The 21,913-nt window shown below is 66.0% G+C and carries 19 protein-coding genes and 2 tRNA genes; 15 read left to right on the top strand and 6 right to left on the bottom strand.

Annotated features, from left to right (window positions below; translation table 11 throughout):
- The first annotated feature begins 65 nt into the window (after window positions 1-65).
- Window positions 66-141 (top strand) — tRNA-Glu (locus tag GGR90_RS06080).
- Between the two features lie 48 nt (window positions 142-189).
- Window positions 190-264 (top strand) — tRNA-Glu (locus GGR90_RS06075).
- Between the two features lie 48 nt (window positions 265-312).
- Here GGR90_RS06075 and GGR90_RS06070 read toward each other — a convergent pair.
- The 3 genes from GGR90_RS06070 to GGR90_RS06060 form a co-directional block, all read right to left on the bottom strand.
- Complete coding sequence (locus GGR90_RS06070; protein ID WP_167920232.1) at window positions 313-906, bottom strand: DUF899 family protein; 594 nt, start codon at window positions 904-906, stop codon at window positions 313-315.
- Window positions 907-959: 53 nt separating this feature from the next.
- Complete coding sequence (locus GGR90_RS06065) at window positions 960-1,319, bottom strand: VOC family protein (protein WP_167920230.1); 360 nt, start codon at window positions 1,317-1,319, stop codon at window positions 960-962.
- A 166-nt stretch (window positions 1,320-1,485) separates the two neighbouring features.
- Window positions 1,486-2,400: a DUF4861 family protein gene (locus tag GGR90_RS06060; protein ID WP_167920228.1), complete on the bottom strand. Its 915-nt coding sequence runs from the start codon at window positions 2,398-2,400 to the stop codon at window positions 1,486-1,488.
- A 256-nt stretch (window positions 2,401-2,656) separates the two neighbouring features.
- Here GGR90_RS06060 and GGR90_RS06055 point away from each other — a divergent pair, with 256 nt between their 5' ends.
- From GGR90_RS06055 to GGR90_RS06035, 5 genes are all read left to right on the top strand, one after another.
- Entirely contained in the window at window positions 2,657-3,430 is a 774-nt protein-coding gene (locus tag GGR90_RS06055) for a FadR/GntR family transcriptional regulator (RefSeq protein WP_342449897.1), read from the top strand.
- Window positions 3,431-3,597: 167 nt separating this feature from the next.
- Entirely contained in the window at window positions 3,598-6,294 is a 2,697-nt protein-coding gene (locus tag GGR90_RS06050) for a TonB-dependent receptor (protein WP_167920224.1), read from the top strand.
- A gap of 76 nt (window positions 6,295-6,370) precedes the next feature.
- Window positions 6,371-8,527 (top strand): CehA/McbA family metallohydrolase domain-containing protein, encoded by a 2,157-nt coding sequence (locus GGR90_RS06045; protein ID WP_167920222.1) that lies wholly within the window; start codon window positions 6,371-6,373, stop codon window positions 8,525-8,527.
- A gap of 106 nt (window positions 8,528-8,633) precedes the next feature.
- Window positions 8,634-9,476, top strand: a complete 843-nt coding sequence (gene kduI / locus GGR90_RS06040; RefSeq protein WP_167920220.1) for a 5-dehydro-4-deoxy-D-glucuronate isomerase — start codon at window positions 8,634-8,636, stop codon at window positions 9,474-9,476.
- A 95-nt stretch (window positions 9,477-9,571) separates the two neighbouring features.
- Complete coding sequence (locus tag GGR90_RS06035; RefSeq protein WP_342449896.1) at window positions 9,572-10,225, top strand: response regulator transcription factor; 654 nt, start codon at window positions 9,572-9,574, stop codon at window positions 10,223-10,225.
- A 184-nt stretch (window positions 10,226-10,409) separates the two neighbouring features.
- Here GGR90_RS06035 and GGR90_RS06030 read toward each other — a convergent pair whose 3' ends face one another.
- Window positions 10,410-11,459 (bottom strand): ACP S-malonyltransferase, encoded by a 1,050-nt coding sequence (locus GGR90_RS06030; protein WP_167920218.1) that lies wholly within the window; start codon window positions 11,457-11,459, stop codon window positions 10,410-10,412.
- Entirely contained in the window at window positions 11,456-13,657 is a 2,202-nt protein-coding gene (locus GGR90_RS06025) for a thiamine pyrophosphate-dependent enzyme (protein WP_167920216.1), read from the bottom strand. The genes GGR90_RS06030 and GGR90_RS06025 overlap by 4 nt, the downstream gene beginning before the upstream one ends.
- Window positions 13,658-13,844: 187 nt before the next feature.
- On the opposite strand from GGR90_RS06025, the gene GGR90_RS06020 reads away from it, so the two are divergent.
- From GGR90_RS06020 to GGR90_RS05985, 8 genes are all read left to right on the top strand, one after another.
- Window positions 13,845-14,561: a DUF4129 domain-containing protein gene (locus GGR90_RS06020; protein ID WP_245198409.1), complete on the top strand. Its 717-nt coding sequence runs from the start codon at window positions 13,845-13,847 to the stop codon at window positions 14,559-14,561.
- The gene (locus tag GGR90_RS06015; RefSeq protein ID WP_167920212.1) at window positions 14,558-15,796 is read left to right on the top strand and encodes a DUF4350 domain-containing protein; all 1,239 of its coding nucleotides are present in this window, start codon (window positions 14,558-14,560) and stop codon (window positions 15,794-15,796) included. Before GGR90_RS06020 ends, GGR90_RS06015 begins: the two co-directional genes overlap by 4 nt.
- A 97-nt stretch (window positions 15,797-15,893) precedes the next feature.
- Window positions 15,894-16,763: an AAA family ATPase gene (locus GGR90_RS06010; protein ID WP_209023631.1), complete on the top strand. Its 870-nt coding sequence runs from the start codon at window positions 15,894-15,896 to the stop codon at window positions 16,761-16,763.
- Complete coding sequence (locus tag GGR90_RS06005; protein ID WP_167920208.1) at window positions 16,760-18,076, top strand: DUF58 domain-containing protein; 1,317 nt, start codon at window positions 16,760-16,762, stop codon at window positions 18,074-18,076. The genes GGR90_RS06010 and GGR90_RS06005 overlap by 4 nt, the downstream gene beginning before the upstream one ends.
- The gene (locus GGR90_RS06000) at window positions 18,076-19,125 is read left to right on the top strand and encodes a stage II sporulation protein M (protein ID WP_167920206.1); all 1,050 of its coding nucleotides are present in this window, start codon (window positions 18,076-18,078) and stop codon (window positions 19,123-19,125) included. Before GGR90_RS06005 ends, GGR90_RS06000 begins: the two co-directional genes overlap by 1 nt.
- Window positions 19,122-19,988: an RDD family protein gene (locus GGR90_RS05995; protein WP_167920204.1), complete on the top strand. Its 867-nt coding sequence runs from the start codon at window positions 19,122-19,124 to the stop codon at window positions 19,986-19,988. The genes GGR90_RS06000 and GGR90_RS05995 overlap by 4 nt, the downstream gene beginning before the upstream one ends.
- Window positions 19,975-20,661, top strand: coding sequence for a nitroreductase (locus GGR90_RS05990; protein WP_167920202.1), 687 nt, complete (start codon window positions 19,975-19,977; stop codon window positions 20,659-20,661). Before GGR90_RS05995 ends, GGR90_RS05990 begins: the two co-directional genes overlap by 14 nt.
- A gap of 8 nt (window positions 20,662-20,669) precedes the next feature.
- On the top strand, window positions 20,670-21,167 hold the full coding sequence (locus tag GGR90_RS05985; protein ID WP_245198408.1) for a hypothetical protein: 498 nt from the start codon (window positions 20,670-20,672) through the stop codon (window positions 21,165-21,167).
- A 204-nt stretch (window positions 21,168-21,371) separates the two neighbouring features.
- On the opposite strand, the gene GGR90_RS05980 is transcribed toward GGR90_RS05985, so the two are convergent.
- On the bottom strand, window positions 21,372-21,806 hold the full coding sequence (locus GGR90_RS05980) for a hypothetical protein (protein WP_167920198.1): 435 nt from the start codon (window positions 21,804-21,806) through the stop codon (window positions 21,372-21,374).
- Window positions 21,807-21,913: the final 107 nt, after the last annotated feature.

Raw genomic sequence — 21,913 nt, 5'->3', positions numbered from 1 at the left:
CGATCCCGCCGCCGCGCTTGACCGCACCGGAACGCCCGTCTAAGGCGCCCGCTCACCGATCAGACGGCCCCTTCGTCTAGCGGTCTAGGACGTCGCCCTTTCACGGCGAAAACACGGGTTCGAGTCCCGTAGGGGTCACCATTGGTCATAGAGCGGTCGGCTCTTTTTCCCGCAAAATTTCCGACCTAAGGCCCCTTCGTCTAGCGGTCAGGACGCGGCCCTCTCACGGCTGAAACACGGGTTCGATTCCCGTAGGGGTCACCATCGGTCAAGCGGGTGGTCGGCGCGCGTATAAACCCCCCGAAAGCCCGATTACAGAGATCGCACCCTTTTGCTTGGGCCTCGCCATTCGGCGTCGTTCGTGCGGTTCCCGGGTCTTGTCATCCGATGGAGGCCAGAGCTTTTCAATCGCGAGGAAAGATACATGCTGCCGACCTCGCGCCCGGCCAGCAATGTGTCGCGCGAGGCGAGGACCGAATACCATGGCATATCCCACCCCATGAAATCGCGGTAACGCGCGCTCTCGTCATAGGGTCCTTGGCAAAATGTCGCATAGGTCACGTCGCGCGAATGCAGGTAGCTCAATTCGCGCACCTGCGATGTGAACCAGCTGCATCCCTGGCATTGTCTCGCTGCGGGCCTGCCGGTGAACCACATATAATAATAGGCGATGAGCATTCGCCGTCCCTCGAACGCGTCCAGCAACGTCGTGGGACCCTCCGCGCCGATAATCGGCGTGCGTCCGTCCACCGCGACCATCGGCACCCGGCGCCGCGCGGCCGCGATTTCGTCGCCTTCGCGCATATGGGCCTTTTCCCGCGTCCGCAGAGCGTCGAGGCCCGCCTGGAACGTCGCCCGGTCCGCCACTTCGGGCGTCGCCGCCTCATTTTCGGAAATGTGCCGCATCTTGTCCAACTCCCGAATCGATCGTCTGTGCGTGCCTGCCGCGGCGAGAAGTCCTACGCCGGCGGAAAGGGCCCCGACGGCGGCGTCGCCAGCGTGATCAGGTTGCCATCGGGATCGCGCACCTGCGCCAGCGTCGAATAATCCCCCGCAATATCGCTGCCGAGCACGATCCCCGCCTCGTCGAGCCGGCGGCGTTCCGCCGCGAGATCCGCAACATAGAGGAAAATCGAGCCGCGGCTGGCAATCTCCTCGCTGCTCGAAAGCATGAGGCCACCTTGATCGGACAATTCCCAATGCAGCAACGTCGGCATCGGCCGATAATCCGGCGCGCGGCCGAGCAGCCTCATATACCAGAGCTCAGCCGCCGCGAGATCGGCTGTGAGCAAGGAGGGATAGGTCTTCTCCAACTTCATCGACGCTCTCCGGGGTGCCTAGGCTCGTGATCAAACCAGAGCTTCGGAGTAATATGGCATGGGGAGGGGCTTTGGTTCCGTGCATAGAGCGAAGAGGAGATGTGCATTTGGCGCACATGGGCAATGATCGCTCGTTACTCGGGGGCGGCCCGAGCGGGCAACCAGGTCATTTTGGCACTGTGAAGTCCAGCTTTTCGCCCGCCGCATAGGCGTCCCACGATTGGCGCGTGCGAAAGCCGCCCTGGCCCTTGTCCCAGGCCGATCCCGAAAAATAGACGAACGGCTTGCCGGGCACGACGCGCAGCAGGACGAGATGATTGTCCGCGTCGCTGCGTATCTCGGCGATCATCGCGGGATCGACCCGGATCGCGATCGCCATCCGGCCATGGTCGCTGTCGGCGGGCCCCCACCACGAGAGCAGTCCTTTCGCCCGGTCGACCGTCAGTTCGCCGGCGCCGGACCCCGTCGTCCGCTTGCCGATGCCAATGCCGACGAGGAGCGGTTCGTCGCTGTCGGACGCGATCGTCGAGACCATGCGGGTGAAATGCGTATCGAGCGGAAGCGTGAAGCGGCGCGTCTCCCACACCTTGCGATCCACATCGACGGGCCAGGGCGCGTAATCGACAGTGAAATCGGCGGCTTTCCCGCTTGCGGACAGGATTTGGTGGCGGACGTAATTGCGCGACGTCCACAGCTTGTTGTCGTGCCAGATGCCGAGCCCGCCGGCGCCGCGCGTCGAACCGACGTTGTAGAAATCGAGGCCTTCGCCGCGATAGCTATGCTGGTCGCCGCTGCGCAGCTGACGATCGGCGAAGGGCCAGCGGACATTCTTGCCCCACGAATCGATCCCCGAACCCGATGGCGGTTCCGCCGCTTCGAGCGCGTGGCCGTAAATCCGGTGCGCGGTGCGATCATTCTCCCAAAGCAGATCGTCGTAGCGATAGTCCGCACGCACGACCGCGGCCTGAGCTTTCCGGTCGGGTGGCGGCGGCAGCGACCCCGCCACCGCTGGCATGTCCGGCGTTTCGGCAGGTTGTGCCGCGGCGGACATCGCTGCGGTCACCGCACATAAGAACGCCATCGTTACCGGGGCGCGTCGGCTCTTCCTGATGGTCGAAGTCCGCATTCTATCTCTCCCTGTGTCGGCCGGTCTCATCGTGCTGCGACCCCACCATATTGACGCTCTACCACGGCGTGGCGCCCTTGCGGCCATGGCTCGCATGCCTGATCGACCATATTTTAAAATCAAAAGAAATTATTTAAGTTGTCATATGACTTATAATCGTTACACACAAGCGGGTACGGCGCTCATGCGTCGGCAACGGGAGGATGGGCGCGTGAGGCAAAGCGGCACCGACGCTGTGCATGACGACAGGCTGGCGCTTCGCAAGCGGCGGCCGTCCCTCGTCGATGCCGCGTGCGAGCATATCCGCACCAGCATCATGTCGGGCGTGCATCGGCCCGGCGCCCAGCTCCCTACCGAAGCGGAATTCGTCGACTTGTTGGGCGTGAGCCGGACGGTGATTCGCGAAGCGATCGCCCGCCTCGCCGCGGCGGGATTGGTCGAGGCCCGCCAGGGAAAAGGTCTCTTCGTCAGCGAAACCGCGCGCTATCAGGCGTTCCAGATCACGCGCGACGAGGTTGAGAATCTCAGCGACGTGATCCAGCTGCTCGAACTGCGGCTCTGCGTCGAAACCGAGATGGCGGCGCTCGCCGCCGAACGGCGCAGCGAGCTCGACGTGATGAATATGCGTCAGCAGATCAGGATTCTGGGCGAAGCCGCGGTCGGCCTCGAGGATTCGGTCAAGGCCGATGTCGAGTTCCACAACGCCATCGCCCGCGCGAGCAAGAACAGCTATTACGCCAAACTGATAGATTTCCTTGGCGTCCGCCTCGTTCCGCCGCGCTCGCTCTATCTGCGGCAAGGCCAGGCCTATATCGGCGACAGCTACAAGGCGGTGATCAGCGCGGAGCATGAGGCGATCCTCGAGGCCATCATCCGCCGTGATCCCGACGCCGCGCGGGTTGCCGCGCGAACGCATATGAGCGGCAGCCTCAAGCGGCATCGCGAACTTCACGACTTCATGTCGTCCAACAGCCCGACGGGCTGAAACCAGACCAACACGACAGACCTGACGAACAATTCAGGCGCCCCACTACGCCCGGCAGAATAATAAGATCAATCTGTCAAACTTGTATGATGTCTTATAGGAGAGGTCCATTGAAGGTCAGTCTTCGCGCCTCCGTGGCGCTGATCGCACTCGCAAGTGGTGCGCCCATGGCAATTGCGCAAACCGCGCCACCCGCCGTTCCGACCGCAAGCGAGGCGCAGGAGGGCGACATCGTCGTCACCGGCATCCGCCAGAGCCTTTCGCGCGCCGCCGAGATCAAGCGCGAGTCGACCGCCGTGGTCGATTCGATCGTCGCCGAGGATATCGGCAAGCTTCCCGACCTCACCACGGCGTCGGCGCTCCAGCGCGTGCCCGGCGTGCAGGTGGTCGTCGGCGGCAACAACGAGATCGTCGGCGCGCGTATCCGCGGCCTCGACGACATTGTCACCACGCTCAACGGGCGCGAGATCTTCACCGGCGTCGGCCGCGGCTTCTCGTTTCAGGACCTGCCCGCCGAAGCGCTCGCGGGCGTCGATGTCTACAAGTCCAGTTCGGCCGAGCGGCTCGAAGGCGGCGTGGCCGGCGGCGTCAATTTGCGCCTGCGCCGTGCGCTCGACTTCAAGGAACTGACGATCGCCGGCAGCGCGCGCGCGACCTATCTGCAGGAAGCCGGTTCGAAGAACACGCTCAATCCGGCGCTGAGCCTGCTCGTCGCCAACCGCTGGTCCGCGGGTGAGGGCGAGATCGCCGCGATGGTCGGGGTTTCCTACCAGCGCAACGAATATGCCCGGCCGGTTGCCTGGAACGACTGGACGCGCGCCACCAGCGCCGGCCCCGCCGGCTCGCCCCAGAATCTGCATGCACCCACCGGCTTCGCCGCTGCCATCGAGTTCGGCAAATATGAGCGCCCTCAGGCCAATTTCTCGCTTGAATGGGCGCCTGACAGCGACACCACAATCTATCTCGAGGGTCTGTTCGCGGGTTATCGCGGCGACGTCTTCCAGGCGCGCCCGACCTTCCGCGCCTTCACCGGCACCTCGCTCGAAGCGACCGCCGGCGATAGCTGCGAGGATTTCGCGGTGAACCCCGACGGCTATTATTCGGGGAATGTGCAGAGCCCGGCCAATCCGACGGGTACGGGCACGATCCGCGAGCTCTGCAACGCGACCGGCTATACCGCGCGCAATATCGAATATTATACCGCAACGGTCGCCAACCAGTCGCGCACCGACATCTTTGTGATCGCCACCGGCTTCAACAAGGAGATCGGCGCGCTCACCTGGAACACCGACATCTCCTATGAATCCTCGACCAATCGGAACGACAGCTTCCGCGTCGACATCGGCAAGCGCATCGACGAACTGGTTCTGGTCCGCGACGTCGATCACGAGGTTCAGGCGACGATGCCCGGCAACCCCATGAACGATCCGGCGGGCCTGGCGTTCGCCAACGGCATGAGCGAAAATATCAACCGCAGCCGGGGCACTTTGTGGGCCGTGATGAGCGACGCCAAATATGACTTTGGCGGGTTCCTCGACTATATTCAGGCCGGCGTTCGCGTCGCGAAGCGCAAGGCGGGATTCGAACAGTATCTCGGCGGCCCGCCGGCCCCGGGCGGTTCGTTCGTGACGCCGCTGGACGGCGCCGGCCTTCCCGGCGATATTCTTTCGCAGGCCCCCGGCGTTCCGCAGATGAACGACGGCGCGTCCTTCCTGCAGCTCGACCCCGAATATCTGACACAGGAATCGATCAAGCGGCAGCTCAGGACCCTGTACGGCATCTCGCCGGACACGCCGGGGTTCGACCCGACGCGCGACTATGACGCGCAGGAAAAGAGCTACGCCGGCTTCCTGCAAGCGGGTTATAAATTCGCGCTGACCGATGCGATCTCGATCGACGGCATGGTCGGCGCCCGCCTGACCCGCACCGACCGTGAGATTGCGGGTTCGGGCCGCGTGACCGATCCGGCGACGGGCACGTCGCGCGTCGTGCTGGTCCGGCGTTCGACCAGCGACACCGATCTGCTGCCCAATGCCAGTGCGCGCATCGAGTTCGGCGGCGGTCTCCAGTCGCGTTTCAACTATTCGAAGACGCTGTCGCGGCCCAGCTTCGGCCAGCTCAATCCCGGCCTCAGCTATGTCGTTTCCTACGTCAACACGATCCAGAATTCCGGATCGGGCGGCAACCCCGACCTCCGTCCGCAAAAGGCCGACAGCTTCGATGCGTCGCTCGAATATTATTTCGGCCGCAGCAACTATGTCTCGGCGGTCGCTTTCTATCGCGACATCACGGACCGGATCATCAACGGGACCGAGGTGCGCACGATAGACGGCCTGCAATATGTGATTTCGACCCCCCGCAACCTGGGTTCGGCCAAGATCAAGGGCGTCGAAGTCGGCGGCCAGCTGTTCCTCGATTTCCTTCCCGAAGGTCTCGACGGCGCGGGCGTGATCGGAAACTTCACGGTCATCGACAGCGAGGTGACGACCCCCGGCGACCGGCTTCAGGGCCTGCCGCTGCTCGGCGTCTCCAAATATAATTACAACATCGGCCTGATCTATGAAAAATACGGGATCTCGGCGCGGGCGATCTATACCTATCGCTCCAGCTATTTCGACGGCGACATCACCAACGGCCTCTCGCTCCGTCCGGTTTCGATCCCCGTCGGGCGCAACGGCATCCGCGCCGCGGGACGGCTCGATTTCGGCCTGAATTACGACGTCGCGCCGGGTATCACGGTCAGCTTCGCCGGCACGAACATCTTGGGTCAAAAGACGCGCAACTTCGAAACGCGCGAGGATTTCGTTCGTGAAGTACGTAACGACGACACGACCTACTCGCTCGGGGTGCGCTTTAACTTCTGAGCATGAAATGGGTGCCCGGCCCGCGGCGGACGACGCGGGCCGGCGACGCACCCGAACGATGAAAAAGGAGGATGGCTTGAACAGGAAGAGAATATTTACGGTGCTCGGGCTGGCAACAGCTCTGACGATCGGAAGCTCCGTAATCGCCGGCGCGGCATATGCGCAGGCGCCGGCCACGGCTCTGGGCGAGTCCGGCCAGACGCTCCCAGGCGACGTGCGCGTCGCACGCACGCAGGACTCGGTGACGGTCGACTGGCCCTCCGCGCAGGGCGAGCGCGCGCAGCTCGTCCTGTCGCGCGATCCCGGCAAGCCGCTGATCCAGGCGATCTCCATCGCCGGCAAGACGGTGCTCGGCGGCGTCGATCCGGCCGGTGTCGTCACCGTCGGCACCCGCGACCTCAAGCAGGGCTGGACGATCTTTTTCGACAACCCCCGCAAGCGTCCGTTCGAAAGCTTCCCGCTGACCTTGTCGCGCAGCGACATCAGCGTGCGCGCGGAGGGCGGTTATACCAAAGTGATCGTCGGCGGCGCGGCGGCCGGGCCGTTCTCCGGCGCCTATGAATTCACCATCTATCCGGGCTCGCGGCTGGTGCGTGCGGCGATGGTGATGACGACGCAGCGCGATGCCACCGCCTACACCTTCGATGCCGGCCTCAGCGTCGCGTCCTCGGCCGCCTTGCCGTGGCGCTCGATCGCCTTCACCGACACCAGCGACGCGATGGTGCGCAAGGAAGGCGATGCTTCGCGCACGCCCGCGGTGTCCCCCAAGGTGCGCGCACGCATGATCGTTGCCGAGGGCGCCGCAGGCGGTTCGCTGGGCGTAGTCCCGCCGCCGCACCAATTCTACTACCCGCTCGACTACGCCAACAACGACAATTCGGCCTGGTACGGCAATGACTATCGCAACCTCGACGGCCGCACGAGTTTCGGCGTGCGCCAGACGCTCGAGGGCGATCGGCGCTATGTGCCGTGGGTCAACGCGCCGCCAGGCACGACGCAAGACATGGGCGTGTTCCTGCTGCCCGACAGCGGCGATGCCGCGAGCGTCACCAAGGCCGCACTCGCCTATACGCGCGGCGACCGCTTCAAGGCGCTCGACGGGCACCGCACTTTCACCAGCCATTATCATGTCGAGCACACCGAAGACTTTCTGAATACGCAGCGCTTCCAGCAATCGACGGGCGTTCCCGACGGGCTCGAGTCCCCGGATTTCGTCAAGCGCTTCAAGGATATGAACGTCGAGATCGTCCACCTCGCCGAGCTTCACCTCGGGCGCGAGGCGCTCGATCGTGCCGGCGACCGGCTGACCTTGCTCAAGACGATGCACGCCGAGACCGCGCGGCTATCCGACGACAAGCTGCTGCTGCTTCCCGGCGAGGAGCCCAACGCCCATCTCGGCGGGCACTGGATCAGCTTCTTTCCCAAGCCGGTCTATTGGACGCTCGACCGCAAGGAGGGGCAGCCCTTCGTCGAAAATGATCCCAAGCTCGGCAAAATCTATCATGTCGGTTCGCAGGCGGACGTCCTGAAGCTGATGCAGGACGAGAACGGCCTGATGTGGACCGCGCACCCGCGGATCAAGGGATCGACGGGCTTCCCCGACAAGCACAAGGACACCGCCTTCTTCAAGAGCGACCGCTTCCTCGGCGGTGCGTGGAAGAATATGCCGGTGGACTATTCGCAGCCGCGCCTCGGCTGGCGGGTGCTCGACACGCTCGACGACATGAACAACTGGGCGACGAAACCGTCCGAGCGCAAGTTCGCCCCCGGCGAGGTCGACGTGTTCCAGATCTCCGACGAGAGCGAACTCTATGCGCATATGAACATCAACTATCTCAAACTCGACGGGCCATTGCCGCGCTATTCCGATGGCTGGCAGAGCGTGCTCGACGCGCTGCGCGGCGGCAAGTTCTTCACCACCACCGGCGAAGTGCTGATTCCCGAATTCACGATCGGCGGCGCCAAGAGCGGCGACGAAGCCGCGTTCGGACGCAATAGCGTGGTGCGCGCGAAGATCGAATGGACCTTCCCGCCCGCCTTCGCCGAGATCGTCAGCGGCGATGGCAGCAAGGTCTATCGCGATCGCATCGACCTGACCGGCGCCGCCCCCTTCGGAAGCCGCACGATCGAGAAGCGCGTCGACCTCAGCGGCCGCAAATGGGCGCGCATCGAGGTGTGGGACGTCGCGACGAACGGTGCGTTCACGCCGCCGGTCTTCCGGAAAACGAAATAGCCCTCCCCCCTGCCCGTGCGGTCGTCGGCGCTTCGCGCTCTGACGGCTGCACGCGGCCCTTTTGACCCGGGCGGCGCCGCCCGCCCGGTCTTTTTTCGGAGCAGTCATGTTCGATCGAACCTATTACGCCACCCATCCGGACATGATGGCGTGCGTGTCCAATGATGAACTGCGCGACCGCTATCTTATTCAGAATTTGTTCCGCCCGAACCAATGCGTGCTCAACTATACGCATGCCGATCGGCTGGCGATCGGCGGGGTGCTGGTCGAGAGCGGGAGCGTCCGGCTGCCCGATCAATCGGAGCCCGCTTCGGCCGCCGGCCACCCGTTCCTCGAGCGGCGCGAACTGGGCATCGTCAATGTCGGGCGCGCCGAAGGCACCGTGACCGTCGATGGCGAGCCGTTCACGCTGGGCGCGAAAGACAGCCTGTACGTCACGATGGGTGCGAAAGACGTCGCCTTCTCCGGCGATGGCGCGCGTTTCTATCTGGCTTCATCCCCCGCCCATCGCGCCTTCGACACGCGCAAACTGCCGCTCGCCAACGCGAAGATGCTCGAGCGCGGCAGCCTGGAGACGGCCAACGACCGGACGATCCACCAGCTCGTCATCCCGGGCGTGTGCGACAGCGCGCAACTGGCGATGGGCCTCACGATCCTCAAGCCGGGAAGCGTGTGGAACACGATGCCGCCGCACGTGCATGAACGCCGGAGCGAGGTGTATTTCTATTTCGATCTCGACGATCCCGAGCAAGGCCGGGTGATGCACTTCATGGGGCAGGGCGACGCCACCCGCCATATCGTCATGGCGAATGGCGAGGCGGTGATTTCCCCGCCCTGGTCGATCCACATGGGCGTGGGAACCAGCGCCTACGCATTCATCTGGGTGATGGCCGGGGAGAATCAGGACTATGACGACATGAACCTCCTCGACATCTGCCAGCTCCGCTAAATTGCCCTCGAATTTTCCAGAAAACGCGCCGAAATGGCGCCGCCTTCGACCCTTTCGCGCTGTCCGTCCGGTTACTCGGGGCGCAGCATCGCAGCGTGACCGAAAGCGGGGGCCATATCCATCTGATCCTGCCCGATCCCGTCGAACGGGCGGCGTGTTTTCGTGCGCTTGCGGCGGGAGGCGAGCGGGTCGTGCGCAGCTTTGCGAGCGCGGACGCATGGATCGAGGCGGAGGGCGGCGATCTGTGCGCTATCCTGCTCTTTCGCTGGCGCCAGCCGGGGCGGACCGACGGCGCGGCGCTGCTCGAGCGGATCGCCCGGCATCCCGCCATTTTTGCCTTCGTCGCCGCCGAGCAGCTCAGCATCGCCGAATCGCGCGCCATTCTGCGCGGCGGCGCGCGGGATTTGCTGCCCGCGCCGCTCGATCCGCGCCTCGTCCGGCGCACGATCGATATCGCACTTGTCGACTGGCGCGCGGCGCAAGGCGCGTTCGTCCGGCGCCGCGAGGCCGAGGCGCGATTGGCGGCGCTGACCCCGCGCGAGCGCGACATATTGGACGCGATTGCCGCCGGGCTCGGCAACAAGGCGATCGCGCGGCAACTCGCGCTCAGTCCGCGCACGGTCGAAGTACACCGCGCGAATATCATGCGACGCGCAGGCGCGGGCAATGTCGCCGAACTGCTGCGGTTGCAGTTCACCGCCGAACATGCGCGCGCCGCGCCGGTTGATCGGGTCCGTTTCGGTGCATGATCGCGCGGGAACCCGGCCAAGCACCGCGCGGTGCGCCTATAAGGAAAATGAACGGTCTACCGCCCTTGAGTTGGTCCCCATTGGCGCTGCCGTTCATCCGCCCGGGGTCAACCCCACCTGATCCCGGGCAAACAACAGGGCCGGCAGAGACGTTCCTCTCTGCCGGCCCTATGTTGTCCGGCGTCTATGACTGGACGACAAGCGCGCGCTGATCGGCGCGGCCCATCGATAGGAGGATCGGGTCCGACGCCTGCCGCGCCATGAAATCCGCCTTGCCAGCAAGGCCCCGCCAGCCGATGCCGATCAGCGATTGCGCGATCGCGCCGCCGAGCGTGTCGCCGGGGCCGGGCAGGATGATCACGTCGGGGGCGAACTCCTTGACCGCCACCTCCACCGAGAGGGCGAAATCATAGGGCGCGAGGATCTGGTGGCCGAAGCTGTAATCTCCAATCTCGGCAGGATCGCTGGAGAAGCGGCGCCAGATATGGCCGCGGCCATCAACGAGAGGCAGCGCGGGACGGCCGAACAGCGAGGCGGGCAGTTCGGCTTTCGCCTTGTCCGAACTGCCGAACATCAGGGGCGTGTGGAAGGGACCGTGACCGGCGAGGCGTAGGGGGTCGCGCCCCGGCGTCGCCGGCGCTTCGGCAAGCAGCGCGGCGAGGCCCTCCTCATTGCCGGCAAGCACCAGCATTCCGGCAAGGTCGATCGAGAGCGCGAGGGCGTGATCGGGCCGCGCGTCGATCGCGGCGACGAGATCGAGCAGCGCGGCGCGGAGGCCCGGAACCGGGCGCCAATCCTCGTCGACGACTTGCAGCAATATCTGTCCGCCGGGGCCGTGCGTCTGGCTGTTGAGGCCCATCGCGTTCGATATGCGGAAGCCGTCCTCAACCGAAACCGCCCCGCCGAGCGCCAGCGCGCTGTACCAGCCCATTGAATTGCCGAGGGCGGCGACCACGTCATATTTGTCGCGGTCGATACTCAGATAGTCGAGCGCGGTCGCGGTGTAGATCAGCGGCGCCGCGACGTCGCCGCGCATATGCGTCGCGACGCTGAAGCGGTCGGCGCCGTCGAGTTCGGTGACGGTCGGCTGACTGCGGTCGCGGCGCTGCGCATCGAAATTCGCGATAAGGTCGCCAAAGTGCGCGCCGTGCAGCCGCGCGATGCTGCCTAGCTCGCCCTTACCATAGGTACCGCGCCCCGGCGCGACGACCAGCGCGGTCTTGCGCGCGCTCATGTCAGCAGCTCGCTGGCGGCCGCATAGATCGAATCGCGGCTCGGCAAGGTCAGCGTCGCAGCGCGGCCCAAGGGGATGAAGCTGTCGTCGGCGGCGATACGCTTCAGCTTCTTGACCGGCGTGCGCTCGACGAAAGTCGCCATCAGCGCCTCGCTCTGCGATCCGGTGATGCGGCATTCGTCGACGATCAGGATGCGTTTGGCGTCACCCACCGCGGCGACAAGCTTGTCCTCGTCGACCGGACCGAGCCAGCGCAGGTCGATCACGCGCGCCTTCACGCCGTCGGCTGCAAGCAGCTTCTCGGCCTGCCGCGAGAGATAATAACCGTTGCCGTAGGTGACGATCGCGAGGTCGGTGCCCTGCCCATGCACCCCGACGTCGCCGAAGTGGATCGGCGTGCCGTCGCCGGGCGCTTCATAGACGCTGGTCCACAGGCCGTCGCCTTCTTCGTGGAGGTCGCGCGTCATATAAAGCGCGATCGGCTCGACGAAGACGATCACGCGCTGCTCCTCGCGCGCGAGCCGCACGCATTCGCGCAGCATCTGGGTCGCATCGCGCCCGTTCGACGGCACCGCGAGGATCACGCCCGGAATGTCGCGGAAGACGGCGAGGCTGTTGTCGTTGTGGAAATGGCCGCCGAAGCCCTTCTGGTACCCGAGCCCGGCGATGCGCAGCACCATCGGGTTGGTAAATTGCCCGTCGGAGAAGAAGCTGAGCGTCGCCGCCTCGCCGCGAATCTGGTCTTCGGCATTGTGGACATAGGCGAGGAACTGGATTTCGGGCATCGGCAGGAAGCCGTTATGCGCCATGCCGATCGCGAGCCCGAGAATCGCCTGTTCGTCGAGCAGGGTGTTGACGACGCGCGCCGATCCGAAACGCTGATGAAGCTTGGCGGTGACATTGTAGACGCCGCCCTTTGGCCCGACATCCTCGCCCATGACGGCGATTTCCTTATGCGTGAGCATCAGATCGGCGAGCGCCCAGCTCAAAAGCCGCGCCATATGCTGGGGTTTGTCCATCGCGCCGGCATCGCTGCCGAACATCGCCTTGCGGTCTTCGTCGGTCGGGGTGTTAGGCCGCGCCACCTCGCGTTTCGGCGGGATCAGGCTGTCCATCACATGCTTCGGAGTGGTGATTTTGGGCCGCTGGATCGCCGCCTCCGCCTGCCGCGCCAAGGTCGCGCCGATCTCCTCATAGGCTTCGGCGATCTCGCCCGCGCTCATCCAGCCATGTTCGGTCATCAGCGCGGCACCCGCGAGCAGCGGGTCGCGCGCCTCGTCGGCCTCGATCAGCGCCTTAGGGAGGTACGCGCCCTGCACGTCCGACCCGGCGTGACCATAGAGACGCACCGTCGCCATGTGCAGGAAAACCGGCTTGCGGGTGCGCCGCGCATACTCGGCCGCCTCGGCGGCGCCGGCATAGGCCGAGACGAGGTCGGTGCCGTCGCATTTGATATAGTGCAGCCCCGCGCGGTGGCGGAATTGCGCCTCGATCCAGCCCGTCGGCGTGCGCGTCGAAATGCCGATACCATTGTCTTCGCAGAGGAAAATGAGCGGCATCGGTGAGCCCTGGAACGCCGCCCAGCCCGCGGTGTTGAAGGCGCCCTGCGCGGTCGAATGGTTTGCCGAGGCGTCGCCGAAGCTCGTCAGCACGACAGCATCATCGGGCAGCGGCAGCCCGGTCATGCCGAGCCGGCGCGCGATTCCGATCGAGAAAGCCGCGCCGACCGCCTTGGGCAGATGCGAGGCGATCGTCGAGGTTTGCGGCGGGATATTGAGCGGCTTCGACCCGATCACCTTATGCCGCCCGCCCGAGATCGGATCTTCGGACGAGGCGGCGAAGCTCAGCAGCATGTCCCACGTCGGGGTACCGCCGGGAAGCTGGCGCGACCGATGAAGCTGAAAGGCGTTCGAGCGATAGTGGAGGAACGCCATGTCGGTGACGCGCAGCGCCGCCGCGACCGCGGCATTGCCCTCATGCCCCGACGAGCCGATCGTATAGAACCCCTCGCCCCGCGCCTGCAGATGGCGCGACAGCCGGTCCATCTGGCGGCTGGTCAACTGCGACAGGAAGATATCGGTCGCTTCGGCGCGCGACAGGCCGGCGGCGGCGGGGTCGGGCGTGTCGGCGCGATCGGGCAGAACGCCCCCTGCCAGTGCCGCGAGGAATTTTTCATGTACCGCCTGCGCCGCGTCCACCTGTCTCTCCTGTCGCGCGGCCTTTGGTTGCAATCGTAACCACAGGGCCGTTTTGCCGCGCGCTAGAACGGGGCAGTCCGGCGCGCAAGCATCTCTTGCCCTCCTCTCTTGCCTTCTCGCGCACGCTCGCGCTACCAAGATCGGCAATGACCGAGCGGGGCGAGATCATCTTTTCAACATGATATCCATGTGGATCGCCCAGGCGTCGGCCGCTGCCGACACATCGAGCGCCGACGCATTGAGCGCCGACAGGGGCGGGGGCTGGCTGCTCGATCCCGAACTCGTCGATCCGGGCTATAGCCAGACGATCGCCGGCGGCGAGATCCAGACCGCCTTTCCGCCGCCACCGCCGCCGCCGCCTCCGACACCCGAGTGGCTGAAGTCGCTCTTCAACGCGATCGGCAATTTCTTCGAATGGAGCGCGCCCGCGGCGAAGCCGCTGATGTGGGTGGCGGTCGCGCTCATCCTGCTGTTCCTCCTCTATCATTTCGTCCCCGCCTTTGCGCGGTGGGTCGATAATCTGCGCTTCGGCCGCAAACGCGGCGATGAAGACGCCGACGACCATATTGGAAAAGCCGAGGCTGGGGCGGCGCGCGCGCTGCTCGCCGAGGCCGATGCGCTTGCCGCCGAGGGGCGCTTTGCCGAAGCCGCGCATCTATTGCTCTATCGCAGCGTCGAGGACATCGAGGGCAGACGTCCGGGTCTCGTCAAACCTGCCATGACCTCGCGCGACCTTGCCGAGGCGCACGACTTGCCGCCGGCCGCGCGCGGCGCGTTCAGCCGCATCGCGCGCGCGGTCGAGATCAGCCTGTTCGGCGGGCGGTCGATTGATGCGAGGGCGTGGGAGCAATGCCGCGCCGCCTATGCCGAGCTGACGGTGCCGAAGAATTGGGCGCGCGCATGAGCGACGCCGCCGCCGCCAACGATCATGGCTTCAACCCGCGGTTGATCGTCGGTGTCGTCGCGATCGGCGTGATCGCCTTCATCGCGCTATGGGCGCTCATCGCCCTCGGTCCGCAGCTCAGCAGCGGCAACGACGGCGGCGGCCATGCGCTGTCGAAGGCGGCGCCGGGCTATGCCGGGATCGTCGACCTTGCCGAGCGGGCGGGCGCCGAGGTCGAGCTTCGCCGCCGCGTCGAGACGACGCGCTATGAGGAATATGAGCCGCTGCTGGTGCTGACCCCGACGCACCGCACCCGTGCGCCCGAGATCGCCGAACTGCTCGACGCCGGGCGTCGGGGGCCTGCTCTGATCGTGCTGCCCAAATGGCAGACGATGGCCGTGCCGGGCCAGACGCAGAAGCCGGGTTGGGTCAGTGTCGGTTTTCCCGCCCGCCCGCCGGTCGCGATGCTGCCGCCCGCGCATTTCGGAAAGGTCGCGATCGAGGCTGCGCCGAGCAAGGCGCAACAGGTGCCAGCGCGGCTTGCCGGGCACAGCTTCACCGCTTGGTTGCCCGGCAATGTCCAGACGATTTCGGGCGACAATCTCGAAACGCTGATTGCCGGGCCGGGCGGCGGCGCGGTGCTGGCGCAGGTCGGCGACCGCGATCTTTACATTCTTGCCGACCCCGACCTCATCAACAACCTCGCCTTCGCCTCGCGCGACGGGGCGGTCGGCGGCGCGATGCTGATCGACGCCGTCGCCGACTATGCCGATGCCGACGGGCTCGCCTTCGACGTGACACTCAACGGCTTCGGCGGTCAGCGTTCGCTGCTCCGCTTCGCCTTCGTCCCGCCCTTCATCGGCATCACGCTCTGCCTGCTCGCGGCGGGACTGCTGGCGCTGTGGCAGGCGTGGATGCGCTTCGGCCCGGCGCTGAAGCCCGGCCGCGCGATCCCGGTTTCGAAGGCGGCGCTGATCGCGAACAGCGCCGATCTGATCCGGCAGGCGCGGCGCGAACTCGATGGCGCCGACGCCTATGTGAAGAGCCAACGCACCGCGATCGCAAGACGCTTGCACGCGCCCGCAGGGCTCGACGATGCCGAAACCGCCGTATGGATCGACAAGCATCTGCGCGGCGGCGGCGACCTTTTCTCTTCGCTCGCGCGGCGCCTGCCGCTCGCGCGCAACACCCACGAATTCGTTGCGGACGCACAGGCACTGCACGACATCAGGAAGGATCTACTCCGTGACAGCTAATCCCGTCGGCAAAGGGGTCGAAAGCGTCCAGGCGCTCGGTGCCGCGATCGAGGGCGAGGTCGCCAAGGCCGTGTTCGGACAGGGGCCGCTGACGCGCATGGTAACGATCGCGCTGCTCGCGGGCGGGCACGTCCTGCTCGAAGGGCCGCCGGGGACGGCGAAGACGCTGCTCGCGCAAGCGTTCGCGCGCGCGACGGGGCTCGATTTCGGGCGCATCCAGTTCACCCCCGACCTGATGCCCGGCGACATTTTGGGGTCGAACCTGTTCAACTTCCAGACGTCGAGCTTCACCCTCACCAAGGGGCCGATCTTCACCGAGCTGTTGCTCGCCGACGAAATCAACCGCACTCCGCCGAAGACACAGGCCGCGCTGCTCGAGGCGATGCAGGAACGACGCGTCACGGTGGGCGGCGAGTCGCATGTGATGAGCCCGCGCTTCACCGTGCTCGCGACGCAGAATCCGATCGAGCAGCAGGGTGTCTATCCGCTGCCCGAAGCGCAGCTCGACCGTTTCCTGTTCAAGCTGGTCGTCGATTATCCCGACGCCGACGAGGAACGGCGGATCGTCGCCGACCATGGCGGGCGCTTCAAAAGCCCCGCGGTCGGCGATTTCGGGGTGACGCAGGTCGCCGACGCCACGGGGATCGGCGAAGCGATCGACATCATCGCGACCGTGCGGCTCGCCGAAGAGATCGTCGACTATATCGTCCGGCTGGTGCGCGCGACGCGCGAGAGCGCCGACCTTGAATGTGGCGCCAGCCCGCGCGCCGCGACCTTGCTGGCACGCGCGGCGTGCGCGGCGGCGGCGCTCGACGGACGTGACTATGTGATTCCCGACGACATCCAGCGCCTCGCCGCCGGGGTGCTTCGCCACCGCGTCATCCTGTCGGCCGCCGCCGAGATCGAGGGACGCAATGTCGAACAGGTCGTCGCGGCGCTGCTCGAACGCGAAGAGGTGCCGCGGTGATCTACCCGACGCGGCGCGCGATCTACTTGTTGCTCGCGGGCGCGCCGATGGCGCTCGCGCTCGGGCTGATCCGGCCCGAGTTGTGGCTGGTCGCGCCTGGCTGGATCGGCGTGATCATCGGCTGCCTGATCCTCGACACCGTCGCCGGCGCGAATCCGCGTCACTTGATGCTCGACGCGCGTTTCCCGCATCAGGTCGGGGTCGGCGATCCCTTTGACCTGTTGCTCACCGCAAGCGGCCGCGGTGTCCCGCCGCGCGCCGAACTCGCGCTCGCGCTCGACGAACGGCTCGCCGAAGGCGGGCGGCTTGCGGGCGATATGCGCCGCGTCGGCACGGGCGACACGCTCGTCCGCACGCTCGCGCTCACCGCATCGCGGCGCGGGCAGGCGCAAATCGAGGCATTGTGGGTCCGCTGGGCGGGGCCGCTCGGGCTCGTCTGGAAACAGCGAAAATTTCCGATCGACGGCATGATCAACGTCGTGCCGAGCCTGCGCGCGGTGACCGATGAGGGCAGCCGGCTCTTTCAGCGCAACAGCTGGTTCGGCCTCCGCCAGCAGCGTTTTCGCGGTGAAGGCGCCGAGTTTGAATCGCTCGCCGAATATCAGCCGGGGATGGATCGGCGCGCGATCGACTGGAACGCCTCGGCGCGCCACGTCAAATTGCTCGCCAAGGAATATCGCGTCGAACGCGACAACCGCGTCGTCCTCGCGATCGACAGCGGGCGGACGATGGCGGAGCCGGTCGGCGGCATGCCGCGCGTCGACCGCGCGGTGTCGGCGGCGCTGCTGCTCGCCTATGTCGGGTTGAAACTGAACGACCGGATCAGCTTCTTCTCCTTCGCCGCGAAGCCGCAGACGCTGACCCCGGCCTATATGCACACGCAGGATTTCCCGGCGCTGCAGCGCGCCGCGAGCCTGATCGACTATGCCCATGTCGAGAGCAATTTCACCCTCGCGCTGACGACGCTCAGCGCGCAGCTCAACCGCCGTTCGCTGATCATCCTTTTCACCGAATTCACCGACGCGACGAGCGCCGACCTGATGATCCGCGCCGCCGGGCGGCTGGCGCAGAAGCATCGTCTGCTCTTCGTCGTGATCCGCGACGAGGAGGTCGAGAGCGAAGAACGGCGGCGGCCCGAGACCGGCGCCGACGTGACGCGGTCGAACGTCGCCGCGGCGATGCTGCGCGACCGGCAGCTGGTGATCGCACGGCTCCAGCGTTTGGGCGCGGATGTAATCGAAGTTCCCGCGGACGCGATGGGGGCGAGCGCGGTCGAGGCCTATCTCGGCATCAAGCGCCAAGGTAGCCTATGATGCAGTTTGTGATCCCGACTGCCATCCCCACCCGCACGATCGACGCGCCGAACTTCTCGACCAGCCGTTTTCGCGCCGAGCGCGAGGCCGACTGGATCGCCTTCGACTTTTTGCTGACCAAGCTCGAGAAGAAGGGCGCGAAGGCGCTGACCAGCGACGAGCTGCTTCAGCTTCCCCTGCTCTATCGCGCGACGCTGTCGTCGCTGTCGATCGCGCGCGCGACGAGCCTCGACAAGGCGTTGCTGGATCATCTCGAGGCGCTGTCGATCCGCGGCTATTTCCTCGTCTATGGGGTGCGCGAAAGCCGCTGGAACCGTCTCCGCCGCTTTTTCCTCTATGACTGGCCCGCCGCGGTGCGGTCGGTGTGGAAGGAGACGCTGATCATCGCGCTGGTCATCCTGCTCGGCGCGCTGACCAGCTATTCGCTCGTATCGAGCAACCCCGAATGGTATTTCAACTTCGTCGACGAGGAGATGTCGGGGGGGCGCGACCCGCGCGCGACCGCCGAATATCTGCAAACGACGCTGGGGCATGGCAAGGCAGCGGCGGAGAAGGGCGAAAGCGGGCTCCACGTCTTTGCGACCTATTTGTTCACGCACAACAGCCGCGTGTCGATCCTGTCCTTCGCGCTCGGCTTCGCCTTCGGCGTGCCGACGCTGATGCTCGAATATTATCAGGGGATCGGGCTCGGCGCGATGATGGCGGTCTTTTCCGCCAAGGGGCTCGGCTTCGATTTCGGCGGCTGGCTGTTCATCCACGGCACCACCGAATTGTTCGCCGCCGCTTTGTCGGGCGCCGCGGGCCTTCGCATCGGCACCGCGGTCGTCTTTCCCGGCGCGCGCGGGCGGTTGCAGGCGGCGTCGGCGGCGGGGCGAACGGCGGGCAAGGTGATGGTCGGCGTGATCCTGATGCTGTTCGCCGCCGGGCTGCTCGAAGGTTTCGGGCGTCAGCTCATCGCCGACACGATGCTCCGCTATGCGATCGGCACGCTGATGCTGCTCTTCTGGCTCGCCTATTATTACATCCCGCGGCGCGAGGATGTGACATGACCGCCGCCGCCAACGCCAAACAGCGCGCCGCGAAAGCGAAGAAGATCCGCCCGTTCGTGACGCCCGAGGGTGTCGACCTCGAACTCAGGATCGCGAGCGCGGGGCTGCGCTTCGGCGCGCTGCTCGTCGACCTGATACTGATCGCGCTGGCGCTGTTCCTCTTTTCGCTGTTCATGCTGTGGGTCGGGCTCGCCTCGCGGTCCGACGTCACCGTCGTCGTGTGGATGCTCGGCGCCTTCGTGTTGCGCACCTTCTGGTTCGTCGGCTTCGAGCTCGGCCAGCGCGCCGCGACGCCAGGCAAAAGGCTGATGGGTATCCGTGTCGTCGCGCGCGATGGCGGCCGGCTCACCGCCGACGCGGTGGTCGCGCGCAATCTGATCCGCGAGCTTGAGCTGTTCCTGCCGCTGATGATGCTCGGCGCGGGCGCGTCCGAGGATATGGTCTCGGGCTGGATCATGCTCGCGGGCGTGCTCTGGTCGCTGACGCTCAGCCTCTTCCTGCTGTTCAACCGCGACCGGATGCGGATGGGCGACCTGATCGCGGGAACCTGGGTGGTGATGGCGCAGCGCGTGAAACTCGACGCCGATATCGCTGTCGATGCCGCCGGTGATGCGATGCTCTTCACTGAGACCGAACTCGCCGTCTATGGCATTTTCGAGCTGCAGGAACTCGAACAGGTGCTCCGCGGCCGCGATCCGCGCGCGATGCGCGAGGTCGCCGACGCGATCCGCGCCAAGATCGGGCGCGCGATCGCCGAAGAGGATGACGTCTTCCTGCTTTCCTATTACCGCCAGCTGAAAGCCCGGCTCGAACGCAAATTGCTGTTCGGCAAGCGGCGAGAGGATAAATATGCCAGCGACTGATCGAAGCGTTACCGAAGCTCTGCACAAGCGCCGATCGGTGCGCGCCTTTACGGGCCAGCCGGTCGATCCGGCGCTGCTGAAAGAGATTTTCGCGGCGGCGCAGCGCGCGCCATCGGGCGGCAACCTTCAGCCCTGGCAGGTGACGGTGCTGACCGGCGAACCCTGGCAGGCGGTGAAGGATGAAGTCGCCGCGCGGATCGCGATGGGGCGCGAAGGGCAGCAGCCCGAATATGACATCTACCCCCGCGAACTGACCGAACCCTGGACCGACCGCCGTTTCGGGGTCGGCGAGGCGCTGTACGCGTCGCTTGGCATCCCGCGCGAGGACAAGCGGGGGCGGCTCGCTCGGTTCATGGACAATTACCGGGGTTTCGACGCACCGGTGATGCTTTTCCTCCATTGCTCGCGCATCATGGGGCCGCCGCAATGGTCGGACATGGGCATGTGGCTGCAGTCGGTGATGCTGCTGCTCGTCGAACATGGCCTCGCCAGCTGCCCGCAGGAATGCTGGGCGATGTATGGTGAGACCGTCCGGCGCACGCTGGGGCTGGACGACGGGCAGATTTTGTTCACCGGGCTCGCGATCGGCTATGCCGACGAGGGCGCGGCGGTGAACCGGTGGCCGGTGCCGCGCGCCCCGCTGGGTGAAGTGATTGATTGGCAGGGGTTTTGAGGATGAAAATGTCCGGGTTTCGCTATGCGGCGGCAGGGGCGCTGATGCTGGTCGTCGCGGGGTGCGCCGCGATCCCCCAGCCCGCGGCGCCGCCCCCCGCGCCGCAGCCGGTCGCTCCCGCGCCGGCGCCCGCGCCGCTGCCGACCCCGACGGCCGGGTGGGAAGATCGCGCGGTCGATCGCGGCGCGTGGCGTTACGACACCGCCAGCCGCACCGCCGCTTTCGTGCCGACGGGCAGCGCCAATGCGCTGCTGACGATGGCGTGCAGCGGCGGCGGCATTCGCATGACCTCCGCGCTCGATGGCAATGTCAGCCTGCGCACGAGCGCGGGCACCGACCAGCTCCGCTTCGACGGCGGCAGCGCGAACCTTCCGACCCGCGACCCGCGGCTCGACCGCATCGCCTTCAGCCGCGGCCGCTTCGCGCTGGAGGCGCCGGGCGGCGGCGCGCTGACATTGCCGGTGCAGTCGGAGATTGGCCGGGTGATCGAGGATTGCCGGGGGTAGTGGGATGTCGGTTTTGGGGTGGTGAATTGCCCTTCAACCTTCGTCATGCTGAACTTGTTTCAGCATCCATGGCCGGGACTCGAATATGGTGCTGCGCCGAAGGAAACGGCAGGCCATGGACCCTGAAACAAGTTCAGGGTGACGAGATAAGGAATGTCGTGTTCCGGCGGAAATCGGTCATCGGCGGCCCGTTGCGGCCGGCACCTAGCCGCCCAGCTGTACCGTGCCGCCCTTGATCCAGCCCCATCGGCATGGACCCTGATATTCGCGCGGATTCTGGACCGACTTGCCGACGCCGCACATGTCGGGGTCGGTACCGGGCGCGGCGAAGACGACGCCGAACCAGGCGTCGTTCTCGGCCGCTTCGCATAGCGACACGCTCGCACCGCCGGCGAGCTTCGCCTTGACCGCGCGCGTCTCGTCCGGCCCCCAATAGACGTCGGTGCCGCCCGTCTTGACGCGGCTGATGCTCGAACAGGCGGGCAGGGTCGGCCCTTCGGTGCCGATCATCACCGCGCGCGTCGCGATAGGTTCGCCCGCGACGACGGGGGCGTTGTCGGCGGGCGGAGCGGGCTGGCTGCACGCGGCAAGCGAGAGGGCGACGAGAGCGGCGAGGGGGGGAGCGAGACCTTGTTTCATGCCTGCGAAACTAGCCGCCACGGCGCCCCTGCGCAACGCTCGTCGGTCAGGACCCGAGAACCGCATTTTCGCTTGGGTTTTGCCGCCTGCGACCCTATATAATCGAT

It is taken from the genome of Sphingopyxis italica (genome assembly GCF_011926545.1).
In the GTDB taxonomy this organism is placed as follows: Bacteria; Pseudomonadota; Alphaproteobacteria; order Sphingomonadales; family Sphingomonadaceae; genus Sphingopyxis; species Sphingopyxis italica.
The sequence above is the reverse complement of the archived record's forward strand: the minus strand, read 5'-3'. Positions and strand labels throughout refer to the sequence as shown.